18 protein-coding genes and 2 tRNA genes are annotated in these 24,478 nt (G+C 28.7%); 4 read left to right on the top strand and 16 right to left on the bottom strand.

Annotation, left to right across the window (positions count from 1 at the left end):
- Positions 1–155 precede the first annotated feature (155 nt).
- The 6 genes from X924_RS02460 to X924_RS02435 all read right to left on the bottom strand — a co-directional run bounded on the left by X924_RS02460 (position 156) and on the right by X924_RS02435 (position 6,043).
- Positions 156–1,445 (bottom strand): cell wall metabolism sensor histidine kinase WalK, encoded by a 1,290-nt coding sequence (locus tag X924_RS02460; protein ID WP_121957360.1) that lies wholly within the window; start codon positions 1,443–1,445, stop codon positions 156–158.
- A 127-nt stretch (positions 1,446–1,572) separates the two neighbouring features.
- The gene (locus X924_RS02455; RefSeq protein ID WP_121957359.1) at positions 1,573–2,301 is read right to left on the bottom strand and encodes a response regulator transcription factor; all 729 of its coding nucleotides are present in this window, start codon (positions 2,299–2,301) and stop codon (positions 1,573–1,575) included.
- Positions 2,302–2,329: 28 nt separating this feature from the next.
- A complete protein-coding gene (locus X924_RS02450; RefSeq protein ID WP_121957358.1) occupies positions 2,330–2,779 on the bottom strand; it encodes a thioesterase family protein in 450 nt (149 codons plus the stop codon).
- Positions 2,745–4,664 carry an ATP-dependent zinc metalloprotease FtsH gene (ftsH, locus tag X924_RS02445; protein ID WP_121957357.1) on the bottom strand — a complete coding sequence of 640 codons (1,920 nt, stop codon included), beginning with the start codon at positions 4,662–4,664 and terminating at the stop codon, positions 2,745–2,747. Before ftsH ends, X924_RS02450 begins: the two co-directional genes overlap by 35 nt.
- Before the next feature lie 299 nt (positions 4,665–4,963).
- A complete protein-coding gene (gene tilS / locus X924_RS02440; RefSeq protein ID WP_121957356.1) occupies positions 4,964–5,902 on the bottom strand; it encodes a tRNA lysidine(34) synthetase TilS in 939 nt (312 codons plus the stop codon).
- A gap of 66 nt (positions 5,903–5,968) precedes the next feature.
- Positions 5,969–6,043: transfer RNA gene (locus X924_RS02435), tRNA-Thr, on the bottom strand.
- Positions 6,044–6,154: 111 nt separating this feature from the next.
- Here X924_RS02435 and X924_RS02430 point away from each other — a divergent pair.
- Both X924_RS02430 and X924_RS02425 read left to right on the top strand, forming a co-directional pair.
- Positions 6,155–6,231, top strand: a tRNA-Asp gene (locus X924_RS02430).
- 332 nt (positions 6,232–6,563) lie between these two features.
- Positions 6,564–7,808, top strand: coding sequence for a HAMP domain-containing sensor histidine kinase (locus tag X924_RS02425; RefSeq protein WP_121957355.1), 1,245 nt, complete (start codon positions 6,564–6,566; stop codon positions 7,806–7,808).
- Here X924_RS02425 and X924_RS02420 read toward each other — a convergent pair.
- From X924_RS02420 to X924_RS02375, 10 genes are all read right to left on the bottom strand, one after another.
- The gene (locus X924_RS02420; RefSeq protein ID WP_121957354.1) at positions 7,805–8,797 is read right to left on the bottom strand and encodes a hypothetical protein; all 993 of its coding nucleotides are present in this window, start codon (positions 8,795–8,797) and stop codon (positions 7,805–7,807) included. The genes X924_RS02425 and X924_RS02420 overlap by 4 nt on opposite strands.
- Before the next feature lie 124 nt (positions 8,798–8,921).
- A complete protein-coding gene (locus X924_RS02415; RefSeq protein ID WP_121957353.1) occupies positions 8,922–10,622 on the bottom strand; it encodes a penicillin-binding transpeptidase domain-containing protein in 1,701 nt (566 codons plus the stop codon).
- Between the two features lie 8 nt (positions 10,623–10,630).
- On the bottom strand, positions 10,631–10,903 hold the full coding sequence (locus X924_RS02410) for a hypothetical protein (RefSeq protein ID WP_121957352.1): 273 nt from the start codon (positions 10,901–10,903) through the stop codon (positions 10,631–10,633).
- Positions 10,904–10,937: 34 nt separating this feature from the next.
- Entirely contained in the window at positions 10,938–11,825 is an 888-nt protein-coding gene (gene rsmH / locus X924_RS02405; RefSeq protein WP_121957426.1) for a 16S rRNA (cytosine(1402)-N(4))-methyltransferase RsmH, read from the bottom strand.
- Positions 11,826–11,925: 100 nt separating this feature from the next.
- Positions 11,926–13,023, bottom strand: coding sequence for a peptide chain release factor 2 (prfB, locus tag X924_RS02400; RefSeq protein ID WP_121957351.1), 1,098 nt, complete (start codon positions 13,021–13,023; stop codon positions 11,926–11,928).
- A gap of 44 nt (positions 13,024–13,067) precedes the next feature.
- Positions 13,068–15,533, bottom strand: coding sequence for a preprotein translocase subunit SecA (gene secA / locus X924_RS02395; protein ID WP_121957350.1), 2,466 nt, complete (start codon positions 15,531–15,533; stop codon positions 13,068–13,070).
- Positions 15,534–15,575: 42 nt separating this feature from the next.
- Positions 15,576–16,568 carry a hypothetical protein gene (locus X924_RS02390; RefSeq protein WP_146255658.1) on the bottom strand — a complete coding sequence of 331 codons (993 nt, stop codon included), beginning with the start codon at positions 16,566–16,568 and terminating at the stop codon, positions 15,576–15,578.
- 242 nt (positions 16,569–16,810) lie between these two features.
- Positions 16,811–18,898 carry a methyl-accepting chemotaxis protein gene (locus X924_RS02385; RefSeq protein ID WP_146255657.1) on the bottom strand — a complete coding sequence of 696 codons (2,088 nt, stop codon included), beginning with the start codon at positions 18,896–18,898 and terminating at the stop codon, positions 16,811–16,813.
- A 116-nt stretch (positions 18,899–19,014) separates the two neighbouring features.
- Positions 19,015–19,899, bottom strand: a complete 885-nt coding sequence (locus X924_RS02380) for a VIT1/CCC1 transporter family protein (RefSeq protein WP_121957347.1) — start codon at positions 19,897–19,899, stop codon at positions 19,015–19,017.
- Between the two features lie 111 nt (positions 19,900–20,010).
- Positions 20,011–22,365: an ABC transporter substrate binding protein gene (locus X924_RS02375; RefSeq protein ID WP_121957346.1), complete on the bottom strand. Its 2,355-nt coding sequence runs from the start codon at positions 22,363–22,365 to the stop codon at positions 20,011–20,013.
- A gap of 265 nt (positions 22,366–22,630) precedes the next feature.
- Here X924_RS02375 and X924_RS10105 point away from each other — a divergent pair, with 265 nt between their 5' ends.
- Positions 22,631–22,801 carry a hypothetical protein gene (locus X924_RS10105; RefSeq protein WP_158245283.1) on the top strand — a complete coding sequence of 57 codons (171 nt, stop codon included), beginning with the start codon at positions 22,631–22,633 and terminating at the stop codon, positions 22,799–22,801.
- A 95-nt stretch (positions 22,802–22,896) separates the two neighbouring features.
- Positions 22,897–24,474, top strand: coding sequence for an NFACT family protein (locus X924_RS02370; protein WP_158245282.1), 1,578 nt, complete (start codon positions 22,897–22,899; stop codon positions 24,472–24,474).
- The last annotated feature ends 4 nt before the right edge of the window (positions 24,475–24,478 follow it).

Genomic DNA, 24,478 nt, shown 5'->3' with positions numbered 1-24,478 from the left:
TATAAAATTCTTGTTTCTAAAGTACCTCTTATAATATTTACTTACTTTAGAAATTATGAAACTTAAAGTTTAAAACTTTTATAAAATACCTCTTAATTTGGAGGAATCCATGTAGAACTTATATTCATATCTTCGATGCTCGTACCGAATAGACTCTATCTTACCATTCGCTCATCATTTAAATTCGTTATTTGCGAACGAAAAGGTATTATTATTCTGAACAAACTTCCGCTATTTTCTTCGCTATCTAATATAATTCTTGCATTATGCATTTCTAATATCGTTTTTACAATATAAAGTCCTAAACCTAAACCCGGCACTTGCCTTGTTCTTGATTTATCGACTCTATAAAACATATTAAAAATCTTTTTTAACTCTTTAGAAGGAATTCCAATTCCTGTATCTTCTATTTCTAATATAACGTCTTCATTTTCTCTGTACAACCTTAACCAAACAGTTTTTTCACCAGCTTCTTTTAAGCTTGTAAATTTGAAAGCATTATCTAAAAGATTATATACTGCTTGCAATAATCTGTCTTCATTTCCATATATATAAATATTGTCCGATATTTCTGAATTAAATTCAATTTTAGTTTTCTCTGCTACTATCTTAAAAAAATCATAAGCCTTTTTAATTGTTTTGGATAAGTTAAAAGAAGAAAACTTTTTCTCTTCGGCTATATTTTTCTCCATTCTTGCTATATCTAATAAATCATTGAACATCCTCGTAAGCCGAGAAGTTTCCTCTTCAATTTTTTTTAGCAGGATATAAATATCTTCACTTAAATTTTCTTCGCTTAATATAGTTTCTAAATATCCATTTATTATTGATAAAGGAGTCCTCATTTCATGAGACATAATAGTGAGAAATTCTTTTCTAAGATCTTCCAAATTTCTTTCTTTCGTAATATCTGTCAAAATAATGACTCTATAATTTTCAATATTTATAGATTTTATTTTACATTTAAAATATCTTTTCTCTGGATAATAAAAAGGTATTTCTTCCTCCATATCTTCATCTGATTTAAAACTTTTTATTGCTAAATCTATTAAATTATGATTATCCATAACCTCTGTTAAAGATCTTCCTACAAAATCCTCTGTTGTGAATATATTTATAGCCGTGAGATTTGCAAAATCTATTCTAATTGTATCAGATTGATGAAATGATACTAAAATTACCCCTTCTGAAAGCGTATCTAATATTGAAAATACATTTCTTCTTCTATACTTCTCAAATTTATACTTTTCCTCTAAATTTTTTATATAAGTATTTAATTGAAGTAATAAGAAATCATCTAAAGGATTTTTTATATTCAAGTTTAAAATTTTCAATAACTCGCTTTTTAGATTTTGATAGGATTTTTCTAATCTTTTTTTTCTTAAGTAAAGAAAGAAAACCACAATGATTAGCAAAATGATAATACCTATATATAAAGCATTCAAAAAAATTCACCTTTCTAAAAAATAATTAAAACATCCAAATACCTATTTAGCAATATTTATTTTATATTAAAGTAATTTTTGATTAACTTTAAAAAACGGCAGAGAAGATTATCCTCTGCCGAATTTTTTAAATATCTCTTTCCTTTCCAGGATCTCTGAATTTATAACCTTTTCCTCTGACAGTTATTATATATTTTGGATTAGAAGGATCTTCTTCAATTTTGGTTCTTAATCTTCTAATATGCACATCAACGGTTCTTGTGTCTCCATAATAATCATAACCCCATAATTTATCTAAAAGAACGTCTCTGCTAAAAACTTTACCTTCATTTTTTGCTAGGAAAACTAATAAATCGAACTCAAGGGGTGTAAGGCTAACCGGTTGATTCCTTACCCATACTTCTAATCTTTCAGTATCTATAACTAAGTCTTTAGCAGTTATTTTCTTGGGTCCTTCTTCTTTCATTTGTGCAGAAGCTGCTTGTCTCCTGAAAATACTTTTTATCCTTGCGATTAACTCTCTAACATTAAAAGGTTTCGTTACATAATCATCGCTTCCTAATTCCAAGCCAGCAACTTTATCAGCTGCATCATCTTTAGCACTTAGAATCAATACAGGTGTATTTTTATAATTTTCGTTGGATTTCAAAATTCTAATTAAATCAAATCCATCCATTGAACCAGGAAGCATTATGTCTACAATAAAGAAATCAGCATCTTTTTCCTCTAACTTCTTTAAAGCTTCATCTGCAGAAATAGCAGTGATTACTTCATAACCTTCTTTTGATAAATTTAAGGATAACATTTCAGAGATCGCTGGATCGTCTTCAACTATCATAAGAGTTTTTTTTGCCACTTTCTTTCCCCCCTTTGGGATGCAATATTTATAAATCTTTGGAATTTTCAAACACATTTAATCCTTTTAATTGTTGATTTATATATTTTCTTAACATTTTTTTGGAAACGATGTTTCTTGTTACTTCAAATTCAGCTATTTTATTTAATTCATCAAAAGCTTCTCCTTTAAAAAAAACTTTATTTGCAACTACCTCTGTAATCTTTAATTTTATAAATACCTTAAAAGAATACGGCGTAGGTGAAAGATGATCAATACTACTGTGTGAAACTACCGAAACATGTTCATCGTCTAAGACATCTTTTAACGTATAAAAACAGCATTTGTGGATTTCTCCAATTAATGCAGTAGTACTTAAAACATGAAAATTTTTTACCTCTTCATCTTCTTGCCACAAAAAACTGTCATCTTTTACTTTAAAAGAATAGTTAAACTCTTTATCTTTAAGCAAACTTATTCTTTCGAGCAATATATTCATACGTTACCACCTTCTCAGAAAGAGTGGTTTCATCCTCATTAGAATTTTCTACCGAATCTTTCAAATCTTCAATATCTTTATTTAAAAGGTCTTTTAATTCTTGACCAGAGATGGTTTCTTTCTTGAGTAAATATTTAGCAATTAGATGCAACTTTTCTTTATTTTCTAAAAGAATAGATTTAGCTTTTTCATAACTTTCGTTAATCAACCTCTTCACTTCAGAATCTAATTCTTTTGCTGTTTCATCGGAATAGTTTTTTTCTCTAAACAGTTCACGCGCTAAAAAAGTTTCTTCACTTTCTTCACTCCAAACAACAGGTCCTATTTTTTCACTCATACCTAATTCTGCAACCATTTTTCTTGCGAGGTCTGTGGCTCTTTTTAAATCATTCTCAGCTCCAGTCGTAATCTCGTTAAATACTATGTCTTCGGCTGCTCTGCCACCTAACATTATAGTTATTTCATCCAATATTTGTGATTTGCTCATGAGATACCTATCTTCAGTTGGCAATTGAAGTGTATAACCCAATGCAACGTATCCTCTTGGAATTATAGTAACTTTATGAACAGGATCAGCATTCGGTAAAAAGGAACCTATTATTGCATGACCAAGTTCATGATAAGCTACAACAGCTTTTTCTTCTTCAGATAATACTCTCGTTTTTCTCTCAGGGCCTGCAATGACTCTTTCAATAGCTTCTTCACAATCACTCATCGTAATATATTTTTTACCGTTTCTTGCAGCTAAAAAAGCAGCTTCATTAACTAAATTTTCCAAATCCGCCCCTGCAAAACCAGGTGTTGATCTTGCTAATACGTCTAAGTCTACATCATGAGATATTTTTTTCCCTCTAAAGTGTATTTTTAAAATCTCTTTTCTACCTTCAGCGTCAGGCAAGTCTATTACAACTTTTTTATCGAATCTACCAGGTCTTAGTAACGCTTTGTCTAAAACATCTGGCCTATTTGTTGCAGCCATAACAATTATACCTATACTCGGATCAAAACCATCCATTTCTACTAATATAGCATTTAAAGTTTGTTCTCTTTCATCATGCCCACCACCAAGACCCGCACCTCTTTGCCTTCCAACCGCATCTATTTCATCTATAAAAATTATAGCCGGTGCAGCTGATTTAGCTTGATTAAAAAGATCTCTTACTCTTGCAGCACCAACTCCTACGAATAGTTCTACAAAATCAGAACCACTTATATAAAAAAAAGGTACATCAGCTTCTCCCGCAACGGCACGTGCAAGCAATGTTTTTCCAGTACCCGGAGGACCAACCAAAAGTATTCCCTTTGGCATTCGCGCCCCTAACTTATTGAACGCTTTTGGATCCTTTAAAAATTTCACTATATCTATCAATTCTTCTTTTGCTTCTTTAACTCCAGCTACATCGTTAAAAGTAACTTTGGTTTTTTTAACATCGTACTTTTTAGCAGGACTTCTTATAAAACTCATTCCTTGATTTCCTGTACCTCTTGCCGGTCGAAGAAGTAGTGAGAATAACACTATAAGTAAAATTACGGGTAAAAGTATGGATAGAATAGAAACCCACCAACTGTTACCTATACTTGTTACATAATTAATTTTCACACCCTGACTCGCTAAACCATAGACAAATTGTTGATCTGTCAACAAATTTGGAGCATACGCTTTATAAAATAAACCCTTAATATCTTCTGCTCGAACATACCCAGAATCATCTATTTCTAAAGAGATGATTTCTTTGTTTTCAATTTTTTGCAAAAGGTCACTATATTGTATTTCCATGACGTTTTGGTTAACGATCAAACTACTAATACCAAAATATATGAACAACCCTATAATTATATAAATTATTAATAATCCAAAAATTCGCACACGGCTATTTTTTTGCAACTTAAAACCTCCTTATGTTTTGCTTATACTCACTTTAGAAATTATGAAACTTAAAGTTTAAATTTTTTATAAAATATCTCCCTGATTCTAATCCTCATTAATTGCTAATTTTTTACCTTTTTCGGTAATTGTACCGAAGGGAGGGGGAGAGGGCTCCGCCCTAGACCCATTGTAAACTCAAATGCTTATTTTTCAAAAATTCTCATTTCTAAAGTTCTTATTCTGCTTATTACGCCTTTGCTCCCAAACCATCGTAAAATAAAACGCTTATTTTCTGAAATTTTCTGTTCTCATTATGATTATGATTTTTTAATTATCAATAAATTATCCTTTTTTATTACTATAAATTTACTCAATCTCATTTTACCATCTTTTTTCATTTTGAGGGCCTTTTCTGTTTCTTCCATGTTTGGAGGATATTTATATGATTTTAAAAAAATCATTCTAAAAACTTCAACATCAAAAAAATCATGTTCCAATTTTTGAATAATTTCCTCTTTTTTAAAAATAACTCTTTCATGATATTTATTTTCAACATCTTTTCTATAATTCCAAGACAATTTAGCCAATCTAAAAAAACTTTCTTCATATTTTGGGTTTATTCCTTTTATTTTGGGAAGAATTTCATGTCTAATTTTATTTCGGGAATAGTCAAGTGAATAATTAAACACGTCTTCTACGAAATCTATACTATTAATTGTAACATAATTTGTTATTTCTTCCAAATCTACACACAACATTGGTTTTGCCAGATTTTCTTCTATGGGGGTTAATCCACCTATTCCATAAAAACCTGTACCACGTATAATCCTATACAAAATTGTTTCTGCTAAATCATTTTTATGATGAGCTGTTGCAATTTTATTATAATTAAGATCCCTTAATTTTTTATAAAAGAATTCGTATCTTAATGTTCTCCCCGCAACTTCTACACTTATTTTTTCTCTTTTAGCATATTCAAAAACATTTTTTCTTTCAGAAAAGAAGGGTATATTCAACTCTTCACATTTTTGTCTCACAAAAATCTCATCTTCTAAAGCTTCTTCTCTCATACCATGATTTAAATGGGCCACAGTTATTTCTAAGTCCATTATCTTTGAGATTTTGTTCATAGTATTTAATAACGACATTGAATCTTTACCACCAGAAATTCCTAATAGTATTTTATCATATTTGTTAAAAATTTTATAGTCTTTAATAAACTTCAAAATTTTTTTATCAAAACTTTGTAAAATCATAAAGTTCGCCTCTTTAATAAAAAACAAAAACGTCTTTATGGCGTTTTTTTATAATTTATTTAAAATTGGAGCCGGCGAAGGGATTTGAACCCCCAACCTACTCATTACGAATGAGCCGCTCTACCGTTGAGCTACGCCGGCAAAACAATCTTTAAAAAATCCTATACTTATTATACTACATAAATTTTTATTGTCAATTGGATACTTTACAAAAATGAATTTTTGTGATAAAATACTTTTGCATTGAACGTTGGGGACGTGGTGAAGTTGGTTATCATGCCGGTCTGTCACACCGGTGGCCGCGGGTTCGAGTCCCGTCGTCCCCGCCAAAAAAGGCGAACTAAATTTAGTTCGCCTTTTTTAAGTTTAATTTAATGTATGAATAATATTATTTTAATTAATCTAACATTTTTTATTATAAAATCATTTAAATATAACTTTGACTAAAATATGATATAATTAAATAACATAAATTTTACACTAATATTGTGTAAATTTATAAAGTTTAAATTTTAAAGTATTTAAATAACGGTTTAGATAGTTTAGAAAGAATTATTTTTTAAAAAATTTCAAATCTAAAAGATTGGTAAAGTTTTGACTTTAAAATTTTTAAAGCGAGCACAAATAATAATAATGATGAGTTAAAGGAGGATTAATATAAATGCAAAAACCAATTAATCATGATTTTTACATAGAGAGTTTTAATGAAATGGCTCAACTCTTTCAGGAAATAAATTGGAATGAAAGTGAAAAAGATTTCTTAGGTAAATTACTGAAAATAGCTATACGAATTATTCCGGAAGCTGAATGTGGTTCGATATGGTTAATTGAAGGTACTTTGTATAAAGCTGTAGTTGGGGAAGGATACGACGAAAATTTGATTATTAACATGGTGGTACCTTTCAATGAATCTTATATAAGTAAACACCTGGGTAAAGATATATTAGAAGTCCAAAATATTATTGATTATAACTCACCTGAAACAGGTTTGTATAAAATTAGTAAAATAATACACGAAAACAAAACTAATATGGTAACTTTAATAGCTGCTTTAAAAAATAAAGACGAAGTTATAGGACACATTTATATTGATAGTTTTAACATACCTTCTTTTGATGAAAGTTCTAAAAAATTATTAGAAATGTTTAGTAATTTAGCTTCAATCTTTTTAACTTTGAAGTTCCTTCGAGACTCCGAGAAAGAAAATAACGAGTTAAATGCTAACTATCTGAGTTTTATTAGCCATGAATTAAGAACGCCGCTGACTTCTATCATAGGTTTTGCAGAAACAATTTTAGAAAATGAGGATTTAGATAAAAAACAATTAAGAAATCTGATAAAAAAAATATTACTCTCCGCCAAACACATGAATTCCTTAATTAACGATATATCTACATATAATAAATTAAGCAGAGAAAGTAAACTGGAATTAGAAAAAGCAAATTTAAAAAGAATTATTTATGAAGTTTTGTCTATGCTGGAAGCATCTTCTTCACCAAACATCGAGATAGCTTTTGATTACCCAATAGATATACCTACCGATATTACTACAGACGTTACAAAGTTAAAACAAATTTTAGTAAATATCATTGAAAATGCTTTAAAATATACAAACAAAGGGCATGTAAAAATATATGTAAGGTATGACCCCCATACAAAACATTTTTTAATTGAAGTACAAGATACAGGACCAGGAATCCCTCAGGAAAATTTAAAAGATATATTTAAACCATTTGTTAGACTTTCAAAAGATAAACCTGGTAGTGGACTGGGGTTAGCTATTGTGAAAAGAAATATTGAAATTTTAAAGGGAAGTATAGAAGTAACTTCCGAAGTTGGCAAAGGAACTAATTTCAAAATAAAAATACCCCAATCTTTAGATCATATTTCAAAAAATAAAATTTAAAAATTATAGCTATTGCATAACTCTTCGAAGAAGTTTACAAATAAAACTTTTGAATTCTCACCTATCTTTAAAAGTCTATCCAAATTCTCAACTTTAATAAGTATCTTCTCTAAATATTCAATATCATACATTTTTTGTAGATTTAACTTATTTCCTTTATCTGTTTTAAAAGAAAAACCCAAAAAATTTGCTACTCGTTGTGAAGAAACCTCTGTTTTTTGACTTATTTTCATAATTTCTGGCCAAGTGTATTTTAATTTTTTTTCGGTGTTTAATATAACAGCATATAAATCCAAGAAATATCTAAAAATATAATTCGCTAAAGATATAGGAGAAAAATTAGGCATATTTATCACGGATTTAAATTTTTCAATTGTTATTGAAAAATTTTTTCTCGCCAAATCATAACAAAGTTCTTCATAAGAAGTTGTTGGAAAATAAGAGCATATATCTGTAACTTCTTTTAAACTGATAATATTATTATCTGAAAATATAAATAATTTTTTGATCTCTTCATACAAAAGTTCTTCTTTTTTCCCAATTAATTCTATTAATTTAACCGCTGCTTCTTTTTCTATTTTTTTATTAAAAACAGATGAAATCTCTTCAATATACTTTATCCATAATTCTTCTTGCCACGGTAGAGGCAAAATAAGTTCGTATTTTTCGTCAAAACTAATATTTTTTAGATACTTATTTTCTTTTTCAGCATCCAAAACAACAATTATTGGTAAAGAAGAATCTGCTTTTGAAATTAAATTTGAAATCCTTTCCTGTTGAGATAGTGGTAGATTATTGAACCCAGAAATAACTATCATCTTTTTCTCGAAAAAAAGTCCCAACATAGAGAAATGTTTATTAATATCTTCATCAGAATAAGTTTCTGAAGTTATTTTTATCTTTTCTATATTTTCACGATTTTTAAAAATTTCTTCTATTTTTATTTCTTTTTTTACTTTTGAATCACCTAATAATAATATCTTCTCCATTAATATTCATCTCACTTCCCCTAATAAATGTTAATAATTACCAATTTTAGAAATTTTAAAATTGTCTTTATATAAATCAAAATATTAGTCTTCAAAAATCTTTATTTTTAAAGTACTTAAATTATTATTTTAAGGTGTGAAGGTAGATAATATCTGATTCTTTTAAGCTTGTGAACGGATCTTTTGATTGAGTTATGATTCTGTCTCCATTTCCTGTTATTATTATATTTTTACTATCTATTCCTAAATTTAAAAGAACGTTAACGGCTTCAACGACCGAAAAATCCGTTAAATCAGGCATTATCCCTTCATAAAAAACTATCTTATTTTTGTTATCCACATATTCACTATCTTTGTAATATCTGTAAAAAATATTGGTAAGTATAGGTGCAGCTACTTCTCCTCCATAATATTCTTTTTGAGGATTGTCTATTATTACTAAAGCAGTATACTGAGGATTTGTTGCAGGTATAAAACCAGAAAATAAGGAATAATAACTTCCTTCAACATAACCTATTCCACTTTGGGCTTTTTGTGCAGTTCCTGTCTTTCCTGCTAATTTTAATCCCTCTTTATAAGCTTTTCGAGCCGTTCCATTTATAACTGTATAAGCCAACCAATCCTTAACTAAGTTTGAAGACGTTTCAGAAAATATTTGCTTACTTTTAACTTCTTTTTTTTCTAAAAATGTAGGACTAACATACTTACCATTGTTTGCAAGTGCATTAAAAGAAGCTACCAGCTGAATAGGCGTTACACCAATCCCTTGACCTAAAGCAATTTGATAAGGAGTAATTTCATACCAATTATTTGGAGAAGGTAAAACACCATTTATCTCGCCTTTAAACTCTATACCTGTCTTATTTCCAAAGCCTAAGTTTAATAGTTTTTCATATAACCACACATTTGAAAATTCTTCAAGAACTTGCTTCATTATTTTTGTTATAGCAACGTTTGAGGAATAAACTAAAGTTTCTTTTAATCCTATTTCTCCAAAACCATATCCTTGAGATTCTGTAACTCTAAAATTATTTTTACCTGTAGGATAATATTCATAACCCGAATAGTATCTATCGTTAGGTGTAATAATATTTTCATCAATCGCTAAGGCAACTAACAAGGGTTTTAAAGTAGAACCGGGTTCTATATAACCCATATAACCAATATTCCAAGGATATATAGATACGCTCGCTCTAATCTTACCTGTACTTGTTTCCATTATTATTACAATACCACCTTCAGCTGACTCTTCTATCACTGTCTTCATCAATTCTTCATAAGCAATTTGTTGCATTTTTAAGTCTATACTTAAAATTATCTCTTCATTGTTTTGTAGTGCACCAGATTCAAATAAAAAAGGTTCTATACCATAAACAGTTTTACCAAATTTACCTGTAACCTGGCCAAGAGTAAAAAGTTCGTTATATAAACGTTCAGTTACAGGATATATTCTTGAAAATTTGTTTAGTACACCTAAGCTCAAATAAGCTTCTTCATAAGAGTTATATGATCCCCATTTAATAAATTTTTTATTCTGCAATTCTTCGTCACCAAATTTTCTGTTTAAAATATATTTGTTTTCATCGTACTTACCACGCCTTTTCATATATTCTAAATCAATCCATGCTTCATATTTTTGTTGATTTGAAACAATAAAATGACCCTTGCTATCAACAAGGGTCGCATATTTATTGTTTTCTAAAAGACTGGATGAAAGTTCTCTAAAATCTGATTCTAAAGAATTGTTATATATGAAAGTTACTATCAATAAAAAAATGTATCCTGATATTAAAAGAAAACTAATAAGCTTTAATTTCAAATCCACTGTAATTCCTACTCCATAATATCTAAAATTTCAAGATACTTATCTATTTGATTGTCCATGGTATTTAAATGTTCTTCCAAAGACTTTATTTCCATCTGAGATTTAGAAATTATAGATTTGTAGTTTTCAATATTCTTTCCAAAATTCATAAAGATGGTAAGCCAGACACTTACCGTTAAAAATACTAAAAATACTAATATTATAAGAGCAATGTTAATAACTTTAACTTTTGATTTCGATCTTTCTAATCCCTGAGATTTTTCCAAATCTATCCTTTCCATATAAAATCCCCCATTCTATAATATTTCAAAGAGATTAAACATATTCAGCTACTCTTAATTTAGCGCTTCTACTACGAGGATTCGATTTCACTTCTTCATTAGAAGGACTAATAGGTTTAGGAGTTAAAAATTTGTATTTATTGTTATTTTTAAAATAATTTTTCACTATCCTATCTTCTAAAGAATGAAAACTTATAATAGCCACTCTTCCACCACTTTTTAAAAGTTCTTCAAATTTTTTAATAGTTTCTTCTACATTCTTTAGTTCATTATTTACTTCTATTCTAATTGCTTGGAAAGTTTTTGTCGCAAAATGTGTTTTTCTATTGTATATTTCTGAATTAGGAAGAGCTTTTTTTATAACGTTAACAAGATCCAGAGTTGTATTTATAGGCCTACTTCTTACTATACTTTTGGCAATAGCATGTGCAAAACGTTTTTCTTCTCCATATTCAAAAATTATTCTGCGTAATTCTTCTTCTTTATAATTATTAACTACATAATAAGCGTCTTTAGAGGATTCTGTATCCATTCTCATATCTAAAGGTTCATCTTTTAAAAAAGAAAAACCTCTATCTTCTCCTTTTAACTGAAAAGTAGAAACACCTAAATCCATCAAAAAACCATCAACTTTATTTATTCCTAATCCTTTTAAAATAATATCTATATCTTGATAAGATGACTTTATGAGAGTTATATTATTAAATTCTTTCAATCTTTGCTCTGCTATTTGAAGAACTTCGTAGTCGACATCTATACCAATAATTTTTGCTTTATTTTCACAAAAATCATTTAAAACTTTAATGTGTCCACCCTCGCCAGCGGTACAATCGACATAGATTCCATCCTTTTTTGTAACTAAAAATTTTATAGTTTCTTCAACCATGACACTTTTATGAAAATCTTCATATTTTCTAGTAATATTATTATACACCTTTTTTCTAAAAAACCTCCTCTTTAAAATTATTCCATCTCTTTAAAATTCTAAAACTTACTTTTCATTAATATTTTAGCCCCAAAATTTATATTTTAGCAAAAAAAAGTAATTCTTCTTCTAAAAATTCATCTATTTCACCATCTAATACAGCGTCTGCATTAGATGTTTCATAATTGGTTCTATGATCTTTGACTAACGTATAAGGATATAAAACGTATGATCTAATTTGATTACCCCACGATATATCTTTTACATCGCCTCTAATTTTTATCTTTTCTTCCAACATTTTTTGGTGTTCTATTTCATAAAGTTTGGCTTTTAAAATCTTTAAAGCTGTAGCTTTATTTTGATGTTGAGATCTTTCATTTTGAACAGCGACTACTATTCCTGTTGGTATATGCGTAATTCTAACTGCAGAATCTGTTTTATTTACATGCTGTCCACCTGCTCCACCAGCTCTATAGGTATCTATTTTTAAGTCTTCAAGTTTTATTTCGATGTTAATTTCTTCATCTATTTCTGGCATCACAGAAACTGAAGCAAAAGAAGTGTGCCTTCTTCCATTAGCATCGAAAGGAGATATCCTAACTAATCTATGAACACCTGTTTCGTATTTCAATTTTCCATAAACAAATGACCCCGAAATTTTAATGGTCACATTCTTTATACCTGCTTCTTCTCCTTCTTGAAAATCCAAAGTTTCAACTGGATAATCATGTTTTTCAGCCCATCTTGTATACATTCTTAAAAGCATAGAAGCCCAATCTTGAGATTCCGTTCCACCAGCACCAGGGTGAATTGTTAAAAAAGCGTTAGCATTATCATATTCATCAGATAACAACATTTTAAGTTCAAATTCATTTATCTTTTTTTCAACATCTTTTAGTATTTCTTCTACTTGTTCTATCATTTGTGGGTCTTCATCATAAAGAGCTATAGCTATTTCCAAATCTTCAAAAGAGTTTCGTAATTTTTTAAACTCTTCTACTTCGTCTTTTAAATTTTGTGATTTTTTCGATATTTTTTTCGCTTCTTCCTGATCCCCCCAAAATTCAGGCTTCATCATTATGGTATCTAATTCCTTTATTTCTTTTTCTTTTTTTTCTAAATTAAAAATTTCTATTAAATCTTCATATTTTTCTTTTAAATCATCTATTTTAACTTTTAATTCATATTCTATCAATCAGACCACCTCTTTTAATCTAGTCACTTATATTGTAAAAACTTTTATCTTTTTACTTTATATCTTTTTTTAATTTTATTAGACGAAGATTTCTGTTTTTCGTTCTGCGTATTTTTACTTTCCCCTACAGCAGAGAGATCATTGTGTACAAAATTTAAACTTGCGTAAACCTTTCTTGCTTCTTTCTCTTCTTTTTCTGGAGCCACTTTTATGATTCTCATTAGATAAGTTACTATATCTTCATATATATTATCAACCATTTCATCAAAAAGTAGGTAAGATTCTTTTTTAAATTCCATAACAGGATCTTTTTGCCCATAAGATCTAAGGCTAACAGCTTCTTTTAGTGCTTCAATAGAGTCAAGATGATGTCTCCATTTTTCATCTATTATTCTAAGCATTACAAATTTAGCTATTTTATTAAAATCTGATCCAAATTCTTCTTTTTTCTGTAGATATCTTTGCCAGAAAACTTTAAAAACTTCTTCTTTAATTTCTTCAGGCGTATTCCCTTTCAAATCTGCTATAATCATATATTGATGGAGTCTTTCAGAAAGGGTCTTTTTATCTACTTTTTCTTCTTCTTCATTCCAAGCATTATCAACCATTCTTTCTACAACATCATTTATAATTTCTTTAATGTGATCATCATAATTGTCAAGACTCAAAATCCAATCCCTGTGATTGTAAATAACTGAACGTTGCTTATCCATGACAGAATCGAATTCGTACAATCTTTTTCTTATTGAAAAATGAATACCTTCTACCTTTTTTTGAGCATCTCTTATAACATTACTCAGTAATTTATGTTCTATAGATTGACCTTCTTCTATTTTTAAAGTAGCCATAATGTTCTTCATTCGGTCGCCACCGAATAATCTTAAGATATCATCTTCAAAAGATAAAATAAATCTTGTTTCTCCAGGGTCCCCTTGTCTTCCTGATCTTCCTATAAGTTGATTGTCTATACGTCTACTTTCGTGTCTTTCTGTTCCTAAAACAAATAATCCTCCTAATTCTTTTACACCCTCACCTAATTTAATATCAGTTCCTCTACCAGCCATATTGGTAGCTATAGTTACAGCATTTTTTTCGCCAGCTTTTGCGATTATTTCTGCTTCTCTTTCATGATATTTGGCATTTAACACCTCATGAGGAATTCCTCTTTTTTTGAGTAAATTGCTTATTAATTCACTATTTTCTATGGAAGTAGTTCCCACCAAGACGGGTTGTCCTTTATTATACCTTTTTTCAATCTCATCTACTATTGCTTTATACTTTTCTTGCTTAGTTTTAAAAATAAGGTCATTTTTATCTTCTCTTATTACTGGTTCATTGGTAGGAATAACAACAACTTCTGTATTATAGATGGATTTAAATTCATCTTCTTCTGTCTTTGCAGTACCTGTCATTCCTGCTAACTTTTCATACATTCTAAAATAATTCTGAAAAGTTATTGTAGCAAAAGTTATACTTTCTTCTTTTATTTTTACTCCTTCTTTAGCTTCTATAGCTTGATGTAATCCTTCAGAATATCTTCTTCCTGGCAGTAGCCTTCCTGTAAATTCATCAACAATTATTACTTCCCCATCCTGAAGTATGTAATCTTTGTCCTTTTTGAAAAAAATTAAAGCTTTTAGAGCATTCAAAAGGTGAAACAAATATTTTATATTATTAGGATCGTATAAGTTCTCAATAGACAATAATTTTTCCGCCTTGCTTATACCTTCTTCTGTTAGCACCACTGTCTTTTGTTTTTCGTCTATTGTATAATCTTTATCTGGTATAAATCTTTTAGATAAGGATGCAAATCTTCTGTAAAGTTCAGAAGGCGTGTCTGAAGGTCCAGATATTATTAGAGGAGTCCTTGCTTCGTCTATAAGTATAGAGTCTGCTTCATCAACAATAACGTAATAATGATCTCTTTGAACCTTTTCGGAAATATCGTAAACAAGATTATCTCTTAAATAATCAAATCCAAATTCATTAGCAGTACCATAAGTTATATCCGCTTGGTAAGCCTTTTTTCTTTCTTCTTTATCCATATTTGCTTGAATATAACCAACTGTCAGCCCCAAGTATTCATAAACTGGCCCCATCCAATTAGCGTCTCTTTTCGCCAAATAGTCATTATGGGTCGCCAAATGAACGTTTTTACCAGTTAAAGCATTTAAATAAATAGGAAGAGTGGCAACAAGAGTTTTTCCTTCACCTGTTTTCATTTCGGTTATTTTTCCTTCATGAAGAGCCATACCTCCCATTATTTGAACGTCAAAATGTCTCATATTTATGGTTCTTCTTGCCGCTTCTCTTACTACTGCAAAAGCTTCTGGCAGAATATCATCTAACGTTTCACCTTGTTTTACCCTGTTTTTAAATTCTTCTGTTTTACCTTTTAATTCTATATCACTAAGTGATTTTATTCCCTTTTCTAAATCATTTATAATTTTCGTTTTCTTTTCATATTTTTTGAGCAGACTTTTATTTTTATCAATTAATCCAAAAAGCATAATCAAGTCACTCCTTTTTTAATATTACATATTATTAACATTCTATCGTATTTTAATTTTTATTTTATAAACATCGTTTTGCAAATACTCTTCTATTATTACCCAACTTTCTAAAGATCCATAGAAATTTTGATAAATATAATTGGAAAGATCCAAAACAGTTAAACTTAAAATTTCATCTTTATTATCAATATTTTTATAATATATAGAATTCTTAAATCTCGGTTTTTCAGATAAATACACATTCATACTATTTGGTTCAATGTTTGAAATTATAAATTCTTCATTTTGAGTATATAAATATAATTGCTCTCCAGATCTTTCATGAGTGAAAAGATAATAGTTGTATGTTCCTATCTTTCCTCGAGGTAAATTTCTTTGAATTATATAAGTACTTAACTTACTTTGATCTAAGGGGCTTTGAAAAAATAATGCAATTTCATTGTTTGTTATTCCAGTACTGCTCACTGCTACAAACTCTTCATAAACTATAATTTGCTTTAGATAATCTATAAAATATTCACTTTCTTCATCCACCGGAAGAAAAAAATTCCTAAAATACTGAGTAAAATCATCTTTTCTTACCAATTCAACCTTTAATGACTCTCCAAAAATCTTTTTATCTTCTAAAGAAGTAACACTAAATGTTTTATAATTTTTCCTATATTCTTTAGACTCAAATGTAGCTATTAAGGTTCGCGCTTCAGAAATAATAAAAAAATCCCAAAGATTATTTTGGCCCATCAAATTAATTGTTGAACCAGTTATAGTAAAATCAGGATTCATTTCGACATTAACAGGTGCCATATTTAAAAATATACCTTTTCCATCTTTTTCTATTAGAAATCTTTTACTCTCTAACGTATATATATTATCACTTATTTGTTTAGCTCCAAAGACTTTTTTGAAAATTTCGTCAAAAACTTCGTACTCCGTCGAATATATAGCTATACTACTTGAATCCATAATCAGGTTGTAGAGTAAATTAAAATAATTCGGATTAAAAATATCCTCAAAGGATATATTATTATCCATATAAATAACTATCGAGGAATTTAGGAAATTTTGAATATTATTACTCTTAGATTCCAAAGTCAAAGAAAAAAAATCCTTTATGAAATCTTGACCCAATCCTTCTTGCGAATTTATAAAACGAAAAACAGGAACTGTAGTATATATTTCATTGTATACATCAAATAAATTATTTACTTTAATTGTCGAAATTGAAAAAGATGAGATAAAAATAATTGTTGAATAAAATATAAAAAGAATTTTTTTTATATGTTATCGCCTCCCGGATTATTTCCTAACTTGAATCTTTCAACAAGTGAATGAAGTTTTGCTGATAATTTTTCTAATTCTTCCGCATTGCTATTAAGTCTTTTAGCTTCTTCAGCTTGTTTCTCCATGAACACCTTAATTTCTTTAAGCTTATCGTTAATTTCATTAGCGGATCTTGCAATTCTCTCCATCGCTGAACTCATTTCTTGTGTACTTGCACTTTGTTCCTGTGAACTCGCCGTAATGTTTTCTACGTTAGAGATCATATTATTGACTTCATCTTGTATCAAGTGAAATTGATCTTTTATACTTTCCGCTTCATGTGAAATATTAGTTATTGTGTTCACCGTTTTCTCAGTAGATTTATTAACTTCATTAGTTCCTTCTTTTACTTCTTCTAATATTCTTTCTATTTCTTTTGTCGCAACACTGCTATCTTCTGCCAGTTTTCTTATTTCATCTGCTACTACTGCAAATCCTCTTCCCGCTTCTCCGGCTCGAGCAGCTTCTATTGCTGCATTTAAAGCCAATAGATTTGTTTGCTCTGTTATTGAATTTATAGAATCAATTATTTTACCGATATTATCAACTTTTTCTAAAAGTTTTTTGACATTTTCTTTGGTATCTTCAGATTGTTCAGCACCTATTTCAATCTTCTCGAATATATTATTTATGTTTTTCATCCCTTTATTTACTTCATTTCGAGTTTTTTCTCCAGAATCTGATAACTCTTGTGCACCATTTGATAAACTTTGAGCAGAGGAAGCAACTTCTTCAATCCCTGAGGTTACCTCTTGTACAGAAGAAGCACTTTCTTCAGTTGATATCTCAATTTTTTCAATTTCTTCTAAAATTTTAACACTGTTTTTTCGGGATTCCATAGAAGTTTCCCCTAAAATTTTAGAAGACGCTTGTATTTCGTTTGAAGCATCTTTCAGTGTTTCAATAGTTCCTTTGTAACTATTAACAACTTTGTTGAAAGACTTAGCCATTTCACCGACTTCATCTTTAGAATTAGTTTCAAATTTCACGTCTAAATTACCCTCACCGAACTCAGCCAAAACTTTTGAAAATTCTTTTATAGGTTTAGATATACCATTACCTACCAAATAAGCTACTATTATCGCTATAATTATACCAATTATAGTTAATATAATTATCAATAAAGTAAGTTCGTTAATATCTTTGTACAACTCACTTTTAGGTAGATTTAAGAACATATTCCATCCATTAGCTAATTTTACATAATTTACAAGATAATTTTCTTCGTTTAAACTTTCTGAAAAATTACCATGTAAGTTTGTTTCTATTGAGTCTAAATATGGTAAAAGTTCTTCTTTTATATTTTGACCTGCCTCATAATTTGGATGATATATAATATCATAATTTTCATTAACTAAATACAAATTTGCACTTTCATATCCTAAATCTCTCTTAACCAAACTTTCAAAATATTCAACTGGAAAACTCATTCCAGCAACTCCCACAAAAGTTCCTCTTCCAGGGTCAAAATATGGTTCAGAATATGTTATGACGTTCATTTTTAAGTAATCGTCATAATAAATATCGCTCCAAATTCCTTCAGCTTTATCTCGAGCTTCAAAGAACCATTGATATTTTTTATTTTCAGGAACAAATATATCGTCCAATTTAACATATTCGTTTTTTATACTTTTATCTTCACTTTCCACGTAAAAAAGAGAATACAAGACTTTTGTACTTAGCATATCCGGATTAAAAACGATGAATGAATTTACATTTCCGTCGACCTTTAAAGAGAAATTTTTAGGAACATCTTTGGCTCTATCTAAGAACCTTATTACCTCACTATTTGAAAAACTAGCTAAAAAAACATCAAAACCCAGAAAAGCCGAATCAGCATAATTATCGACAATTGTTTCAATAATTTTTATTTGTGAATTAAGATCCGAAGCAATACTATTGCTCAAGTTTTGAGCGTTACTTAATACATGTTCCTCCAACAATATTGTGGACCTAAAAATTGAAATAAAGCTAATAACAGAAACTAATACAATAACTAACACGATGGATGTTAAAATTATTTTCGTACTTATCTTTTTCAATTTTTTGACCTCCTTTGAATTTAAATTACTCACTTTAGAAATTTCAAAATCTACCCTGAACCCACTTTAAATTCAAAAGTTTATTTTTAAAAAATTCTTATTTTTAAAATACCTAATTAAATGGAAACTCCCAAAGTTATCCTAACAAGGAACCCAATAAAAAATGTTAGACCAGCAACTCCTAAACTAATCCCAGCCATTTCCAAAAAACGGCTTTTAAAAGGCAACCCTTTAGCGACAGATATGTAAAAATTAAAAATTAAAATAATAAGTACAGCAATTATTAATGTTATGATTAAACTTATAAAATATTTATTGGGCATCAATAAGTATGGAAGTATTAAAAGAGCTACTGTGACTAAATAAGTAATGCCTGTATATAACGCTGACTTTAAAGCCCTCTCATCATTTTCTGCCCTTTTGGATAAATATTCAGAAGCTGCCATAGATAAAGAAGCGGCGATTCCTGTTATTAAACCTGAAGTTGCTATTAAAACGCCATTTTGAAGAGCAAAAGTTAATCCTGCCAAGGCTCCTGTTAATTCAACTAAGGCATCGTTTAATCCTAAAACAATAGAACCCACGTAATTTAGTCTTTCTTCTTCTATCATTTCTAATAATTCACGTTCATGCTTATCTTCATCTTCTTCTATTTTTTTTACTTCGGGGATAATGCCTGAAATTACATCATAAAAATATTGTGCATTTTTTTCTCCTGTTTCCATTAACTTCAAACTAAAAGTTAATCCGAAAATTTTTGACAATAAAAAATAAAATATGACTTTAAAAGAGTTGGGTTTGACCTCTCTTTTTGTATAACTTTTCCAAAAATTATAATGCTTTAATTCTTCTTGAGAAATAGTTTCTAAAACTTTTTTATTCTTTTCATCTTTTATAGAGTCAGATAATTTTTTATATATTAAATGCTCCGTTAATTCAACTTTTTGAAATCTTAACATTAACTTATTTAGTTTTGTGTTATCTTTAACTTTTTCTACCATATAGATCCCCTCTTTTACTATTTTATATACTATCTTTAGAAATCCTAAATCTTTTTTCAAAAATCCTTATTTTTAAAGTTCTCAAAATTTACAGTTATAAATAATTATAGCTTAATTTTTAGTTTTTTCATTAAAGTTTTCATATATTTTTTCAATCTCTTTTTCATATTCTTTAAAAATTTTTAATAATTTGGGATTGAATTGATCAGGTTGAGTTCTTGAATCACCATGTAGCAATATTTCTAAGGCTTGTTCATGCGAAAAAGCTTCCTTGTAACTTCTTTTTGATCTTAGCGCATCATATACATCAACAAGACCTACAATTTGAGCTTCAAGAGGTATTTGACCATTTCTTAATCTAAAAGGATAACCACTACCATCGTAACGTTCGTGATGATAGAGAGCAATTTTTTTGGCTGTTTCAAAGTATTCTCCTTCTAACAAATTTTCTGCATATAACGGATGTCTTCTTATTTCTTCCCATTCTTCCTCAGTTAATCCTCCATTTTTATTTAGTATTGAAGGTGAAATAAAAAGCTTTCCTACGTCATGTAGAGGAGCATAAATACGTATATTTTCTACTTCCTCAGAAGTAAACCCCATTTTCTCAGCCAAAAATGCCGACAATTCACTTACGCGATAAATGTGCATATAGCTATTTTCATCATGAGAATCAATAATAGTAGCTAATTTACTTGCAAAAGTTATATACGCTTTTTTAACTTCTTCAGTCTTTATTTTATTTATCAAAAAAGCTTTAGCCAAATTTATAATAGAGTCAAAAAAGCGCACAGATTCTTCCGTAAAAATTTTATCATTCTCTTGTTTAATGTCAAGCGATATATCTAAATAACTATCTCTACCTATTTTTAATGCTTTTAGCATGGTAGCTTTAATTGGTTTAGTGTATTGTTCCATTAAATCAACTATCTCTTGCGGCATCTTATTCTCATTAATAGACATTATGTTATAAATTATCTTTACTTCTTCTGTAAAAGCAGCATATTCTCTTTTCAAAGGCAAACTTTTTAACCCTTCTATATTATAGCCTACAGCTGCTAAAAATTTCCACGACTCCCCTTCTATAATAGATATACTTCCATAATCTGCTTCAGGAATTTCTGCTATCAACGTTTTCAAAAATTCTTCAAAAAATATTTCTATACCTAAGGATTCATTCCCAAGTTCGGAAATGATATTCAACAAATTTTGGATTCTGTAGTTCAAGCTTTCTATTTCTTTATAATTATTAGCAATTTCTTCATTTTGAGCAATCAGTTGTTCATTTGCTGAAGTTAATTGTTCGTTTGATGCTAACAACTCTTCATTAAAACTTTGAAGTTCTTCTTCTTTTTCTTCTACTTTTTTAAGCAGCACATTGAGCTTAACGTTCTGATACCTTATAATAAATATTATTACGGCTAAAAAGATTATAGAAATTATCATGCTAAAAAACAAAATAGGATAATTTTCAACTATGGAAGATGGTTTATTTAAAATGATAGAATCTTTAGGTAAAAAATTAATAGGTATGTTAAACTTTTGCAGTTCAGAATAATTAAATATATATTTATTTTCTGGTAAATAATATCTTTCTAAATCTTGTACTTTAGTCCCAGATAATAATTTTAAGGCAATTTTTCCTGCTTTACGACCTTGATCATAAGCATCTACAATTTTTCCTCCGATAACATTATAATTCATATAAACACTGGTGGTAGTATATATAGGAATACTTTGAAACTGTTCCATATACTTACCAATATAATCATTAGAATAATAATTTCCGTATGCATCTTTATTGAAACTAAGAAAAAGAACGATTGAATTTTCCGCAGGATTTTTAAGATTTTCTTCTATTTCCTCTAAAGAATTAGAAAGAAAAATAAAATTAATGTTTGGAAAATTAGGAATAATATCGTTTTTTAGCTCCTTTTGAAAAAGTAGGCTAGTTTTTGTATAACCATCAACTACTACATAAACATTTTGAATGTCTTTATGGAGTTTTAAAGCTAAGTTTAATGTTTCTTCAATTTCATGAACTTCAACAACACCACTTACATACTCTAATTTTTGTAATTCATATTCTTGATAATAATTTATTCCTGCAAATACTATAGGAGTTCCATCAAAAAATGAATTATAATTTTCTAATACAAAATCAAAAGCTGCATTATCTAAAGTAATAACAATATCAAACTTTGTATCTTTGTATTTTTTAGAAAAATATTCTCCAAATATAAAAACATTATTATTATATTCAAACCTTTTAGAATCCATATATTCTATATAAATATCTAAGTCTCTTTCGTTGTCTAAAATCGAAAATATACCTTTTAATTCTTGATCTGACCATGATAAACCTGTGCTATAAGAATTTAAAATAAGAACATTTTTATTAGCAAATATAAAGCGAACGTTGATAAGTAAAATCAATAAAAAAAGGATTCCAAGGTATTTTTTCACTTTTTATCCCCCTTCTTTAAACTTTTTATCTATTTTAATTATTATAACATTAAACATGGCTCTCAAACAAAAGAAATTTTTTATTATATTTTTATTCAAGGTATTTAACACAAAAATAATTAAATTTTAGTTTTTATGTAATGTATCTTTTTTATCATATAAGTAAAGTTGATAAAATTTATAGAGTTTAAAAAACACCGTAGTAAAAGTTTATGTTTTATGTATTTTAAGACTTTTCAACTTACTAATGTAAGGAGGGGGTAATATGTCTAAACCATGGTTGATAGTTGCCGGGATTTATCTTGTTATAATGGCTATTGCAGGATTTAGTGTGGCATCAATGCCAAATTGGCATGCATGGATAGATCTCATTGTAGGTATAATTTCCCTAGCTGTTGGTTTCATGGATAAAGGGAAGAAAAATTCAGCTACTTAGAATTAAGATTATTATAGATATTAAAAACAAGAAGGGCATATTAGGAAATGCCCTTCTTGTTTTGTGTTAAAATAAAGATGGAAGGAGTGATTTTTTTGCCATTTGATGGAATAGTTATGTATAAAATTTTAAACGAGATAAGGCCTAATATTATTGGAGATCGAATAAAAAATATATATCAGCCTGTAAACTATCAAGTATTGCTTCAATTTTCCCATTATTTCGTTTTATTTTCATTACAGAATCCTTCTTATCTCATTTTACTCTCTGAGAAACCAGATATTCCTATGCAACCAGGTAATTATGCGCAATATTTAAGAAAAAAACTAAGAAATGGAAAAGTATTGGACATTAAACAATTTGGATTAGACAGATTAGGTTTTTTCGAAATAGAAAGTTATGATGAAGAAACTTCTCAAAAAAGAAATTATAAACTTTTCTTTGAATTGATGGGAAGAAATTCTAATTTGATTTTGGTAAACCAAGAAGGAAAAATAGAAGAACCTTTTAGAAAAATTTATGATGAGTTTAGACCTTTAACACCTGGAATAAAATATATTCCATATTATGATGATTCTAAAATAAATCTTTTAGAAAAACAAATACAAGACATAGATATAAACTCTAATGATTTAATGGGATTTTCAAAAAAATCTTTAGAATTTCTTAAAATTGTAGGTGTTGAAAGATCACTAAAGGACCTTAAAGATCCTTATCTTTTTTTCTATATTGATGAAAATAAGTATGATATATCTGCGATAACTCCTGATAGTTTTAAATATATAAAATTAAATCCATCTGAAGCGTTACTCAAAGTCTTTCAAGAAAGAGCAAATCAGTCGAGAGTTTTAGAAACAAAAAAAGATTTAGAAAGACGAGTCAAAAGCCAAATTGAAAAATTAGAAAAAACAAAACAATTAATTTTAGAGGATATTTTAAAAGAGAATCAGTTAGAAGAATTAGAAAAAAATGGGCAGTTATTACAAACCTATCTTTACAAAATTAAAAAAGGCGAAAGATATGTAATAGTAAATGATTGGAGTAGCGGCAAAGAAGTTACTATCGAAGTAGATCCTCTTCTTTCGCCTCCTCAAAATTTAGAAAGATACTATAAGGAAATAAAAAGAACAAAGAAAAGGATAGAATTTGCTAAGAAAAGATTAAACGAGTTAGAATCAGAACTTAAATATTTATATCAACTTTTAGAAACTGTGGAATCTGCCGAAGATATAGGAACTTTAACAGAAATAAAAGAAGAAATGAGAGAGGTTGGTTTAATAGGAGAAACAAAAAAAAGCCAAAGAGAGAAAAGAGTTAAAACAACATACAGAAAATTTGAATACAATGGTTTTGAAATATTGATAGGCAAAAACAACAAACAAAATGATGAACTAACTCGAAGTGCAGCTAAAGAGGACCTTTGGTTACATACCCACGAAGTTCCAGGTTCTCATGTAATAATAAAATCTGCAGGAAAAAACATACCTGCAGAAGCTATCAGTTATGCTGCAAGATTGGCAGCAACTTTTTCACAGGCAAAAATGTCTTCTAATGTAGCAGTTGATTACACTCAAAAGAAAAATGTTTGGAAACCTAAAGGTGCAAAACCAGGTATGTGGCTTTATAAAAACTATGAAACTATAATAGTTGAACCGTTAAGAGATATACCATAATTGG

It is taken from the genome of Petrotoga sp. 9PWA.NaAc.5.4 (genome assembly GCF_002895485.1).
GTDB lineage: Bacteria > Thermotogota > Thermotogae > Petrotogales > Petrotogaceae > AZRK01.
The sequence above is the reverse complement of the archived record's forward strand: the minus strand, read 5'-3'. Positions and strand labels throughout refer to the sequence as shown.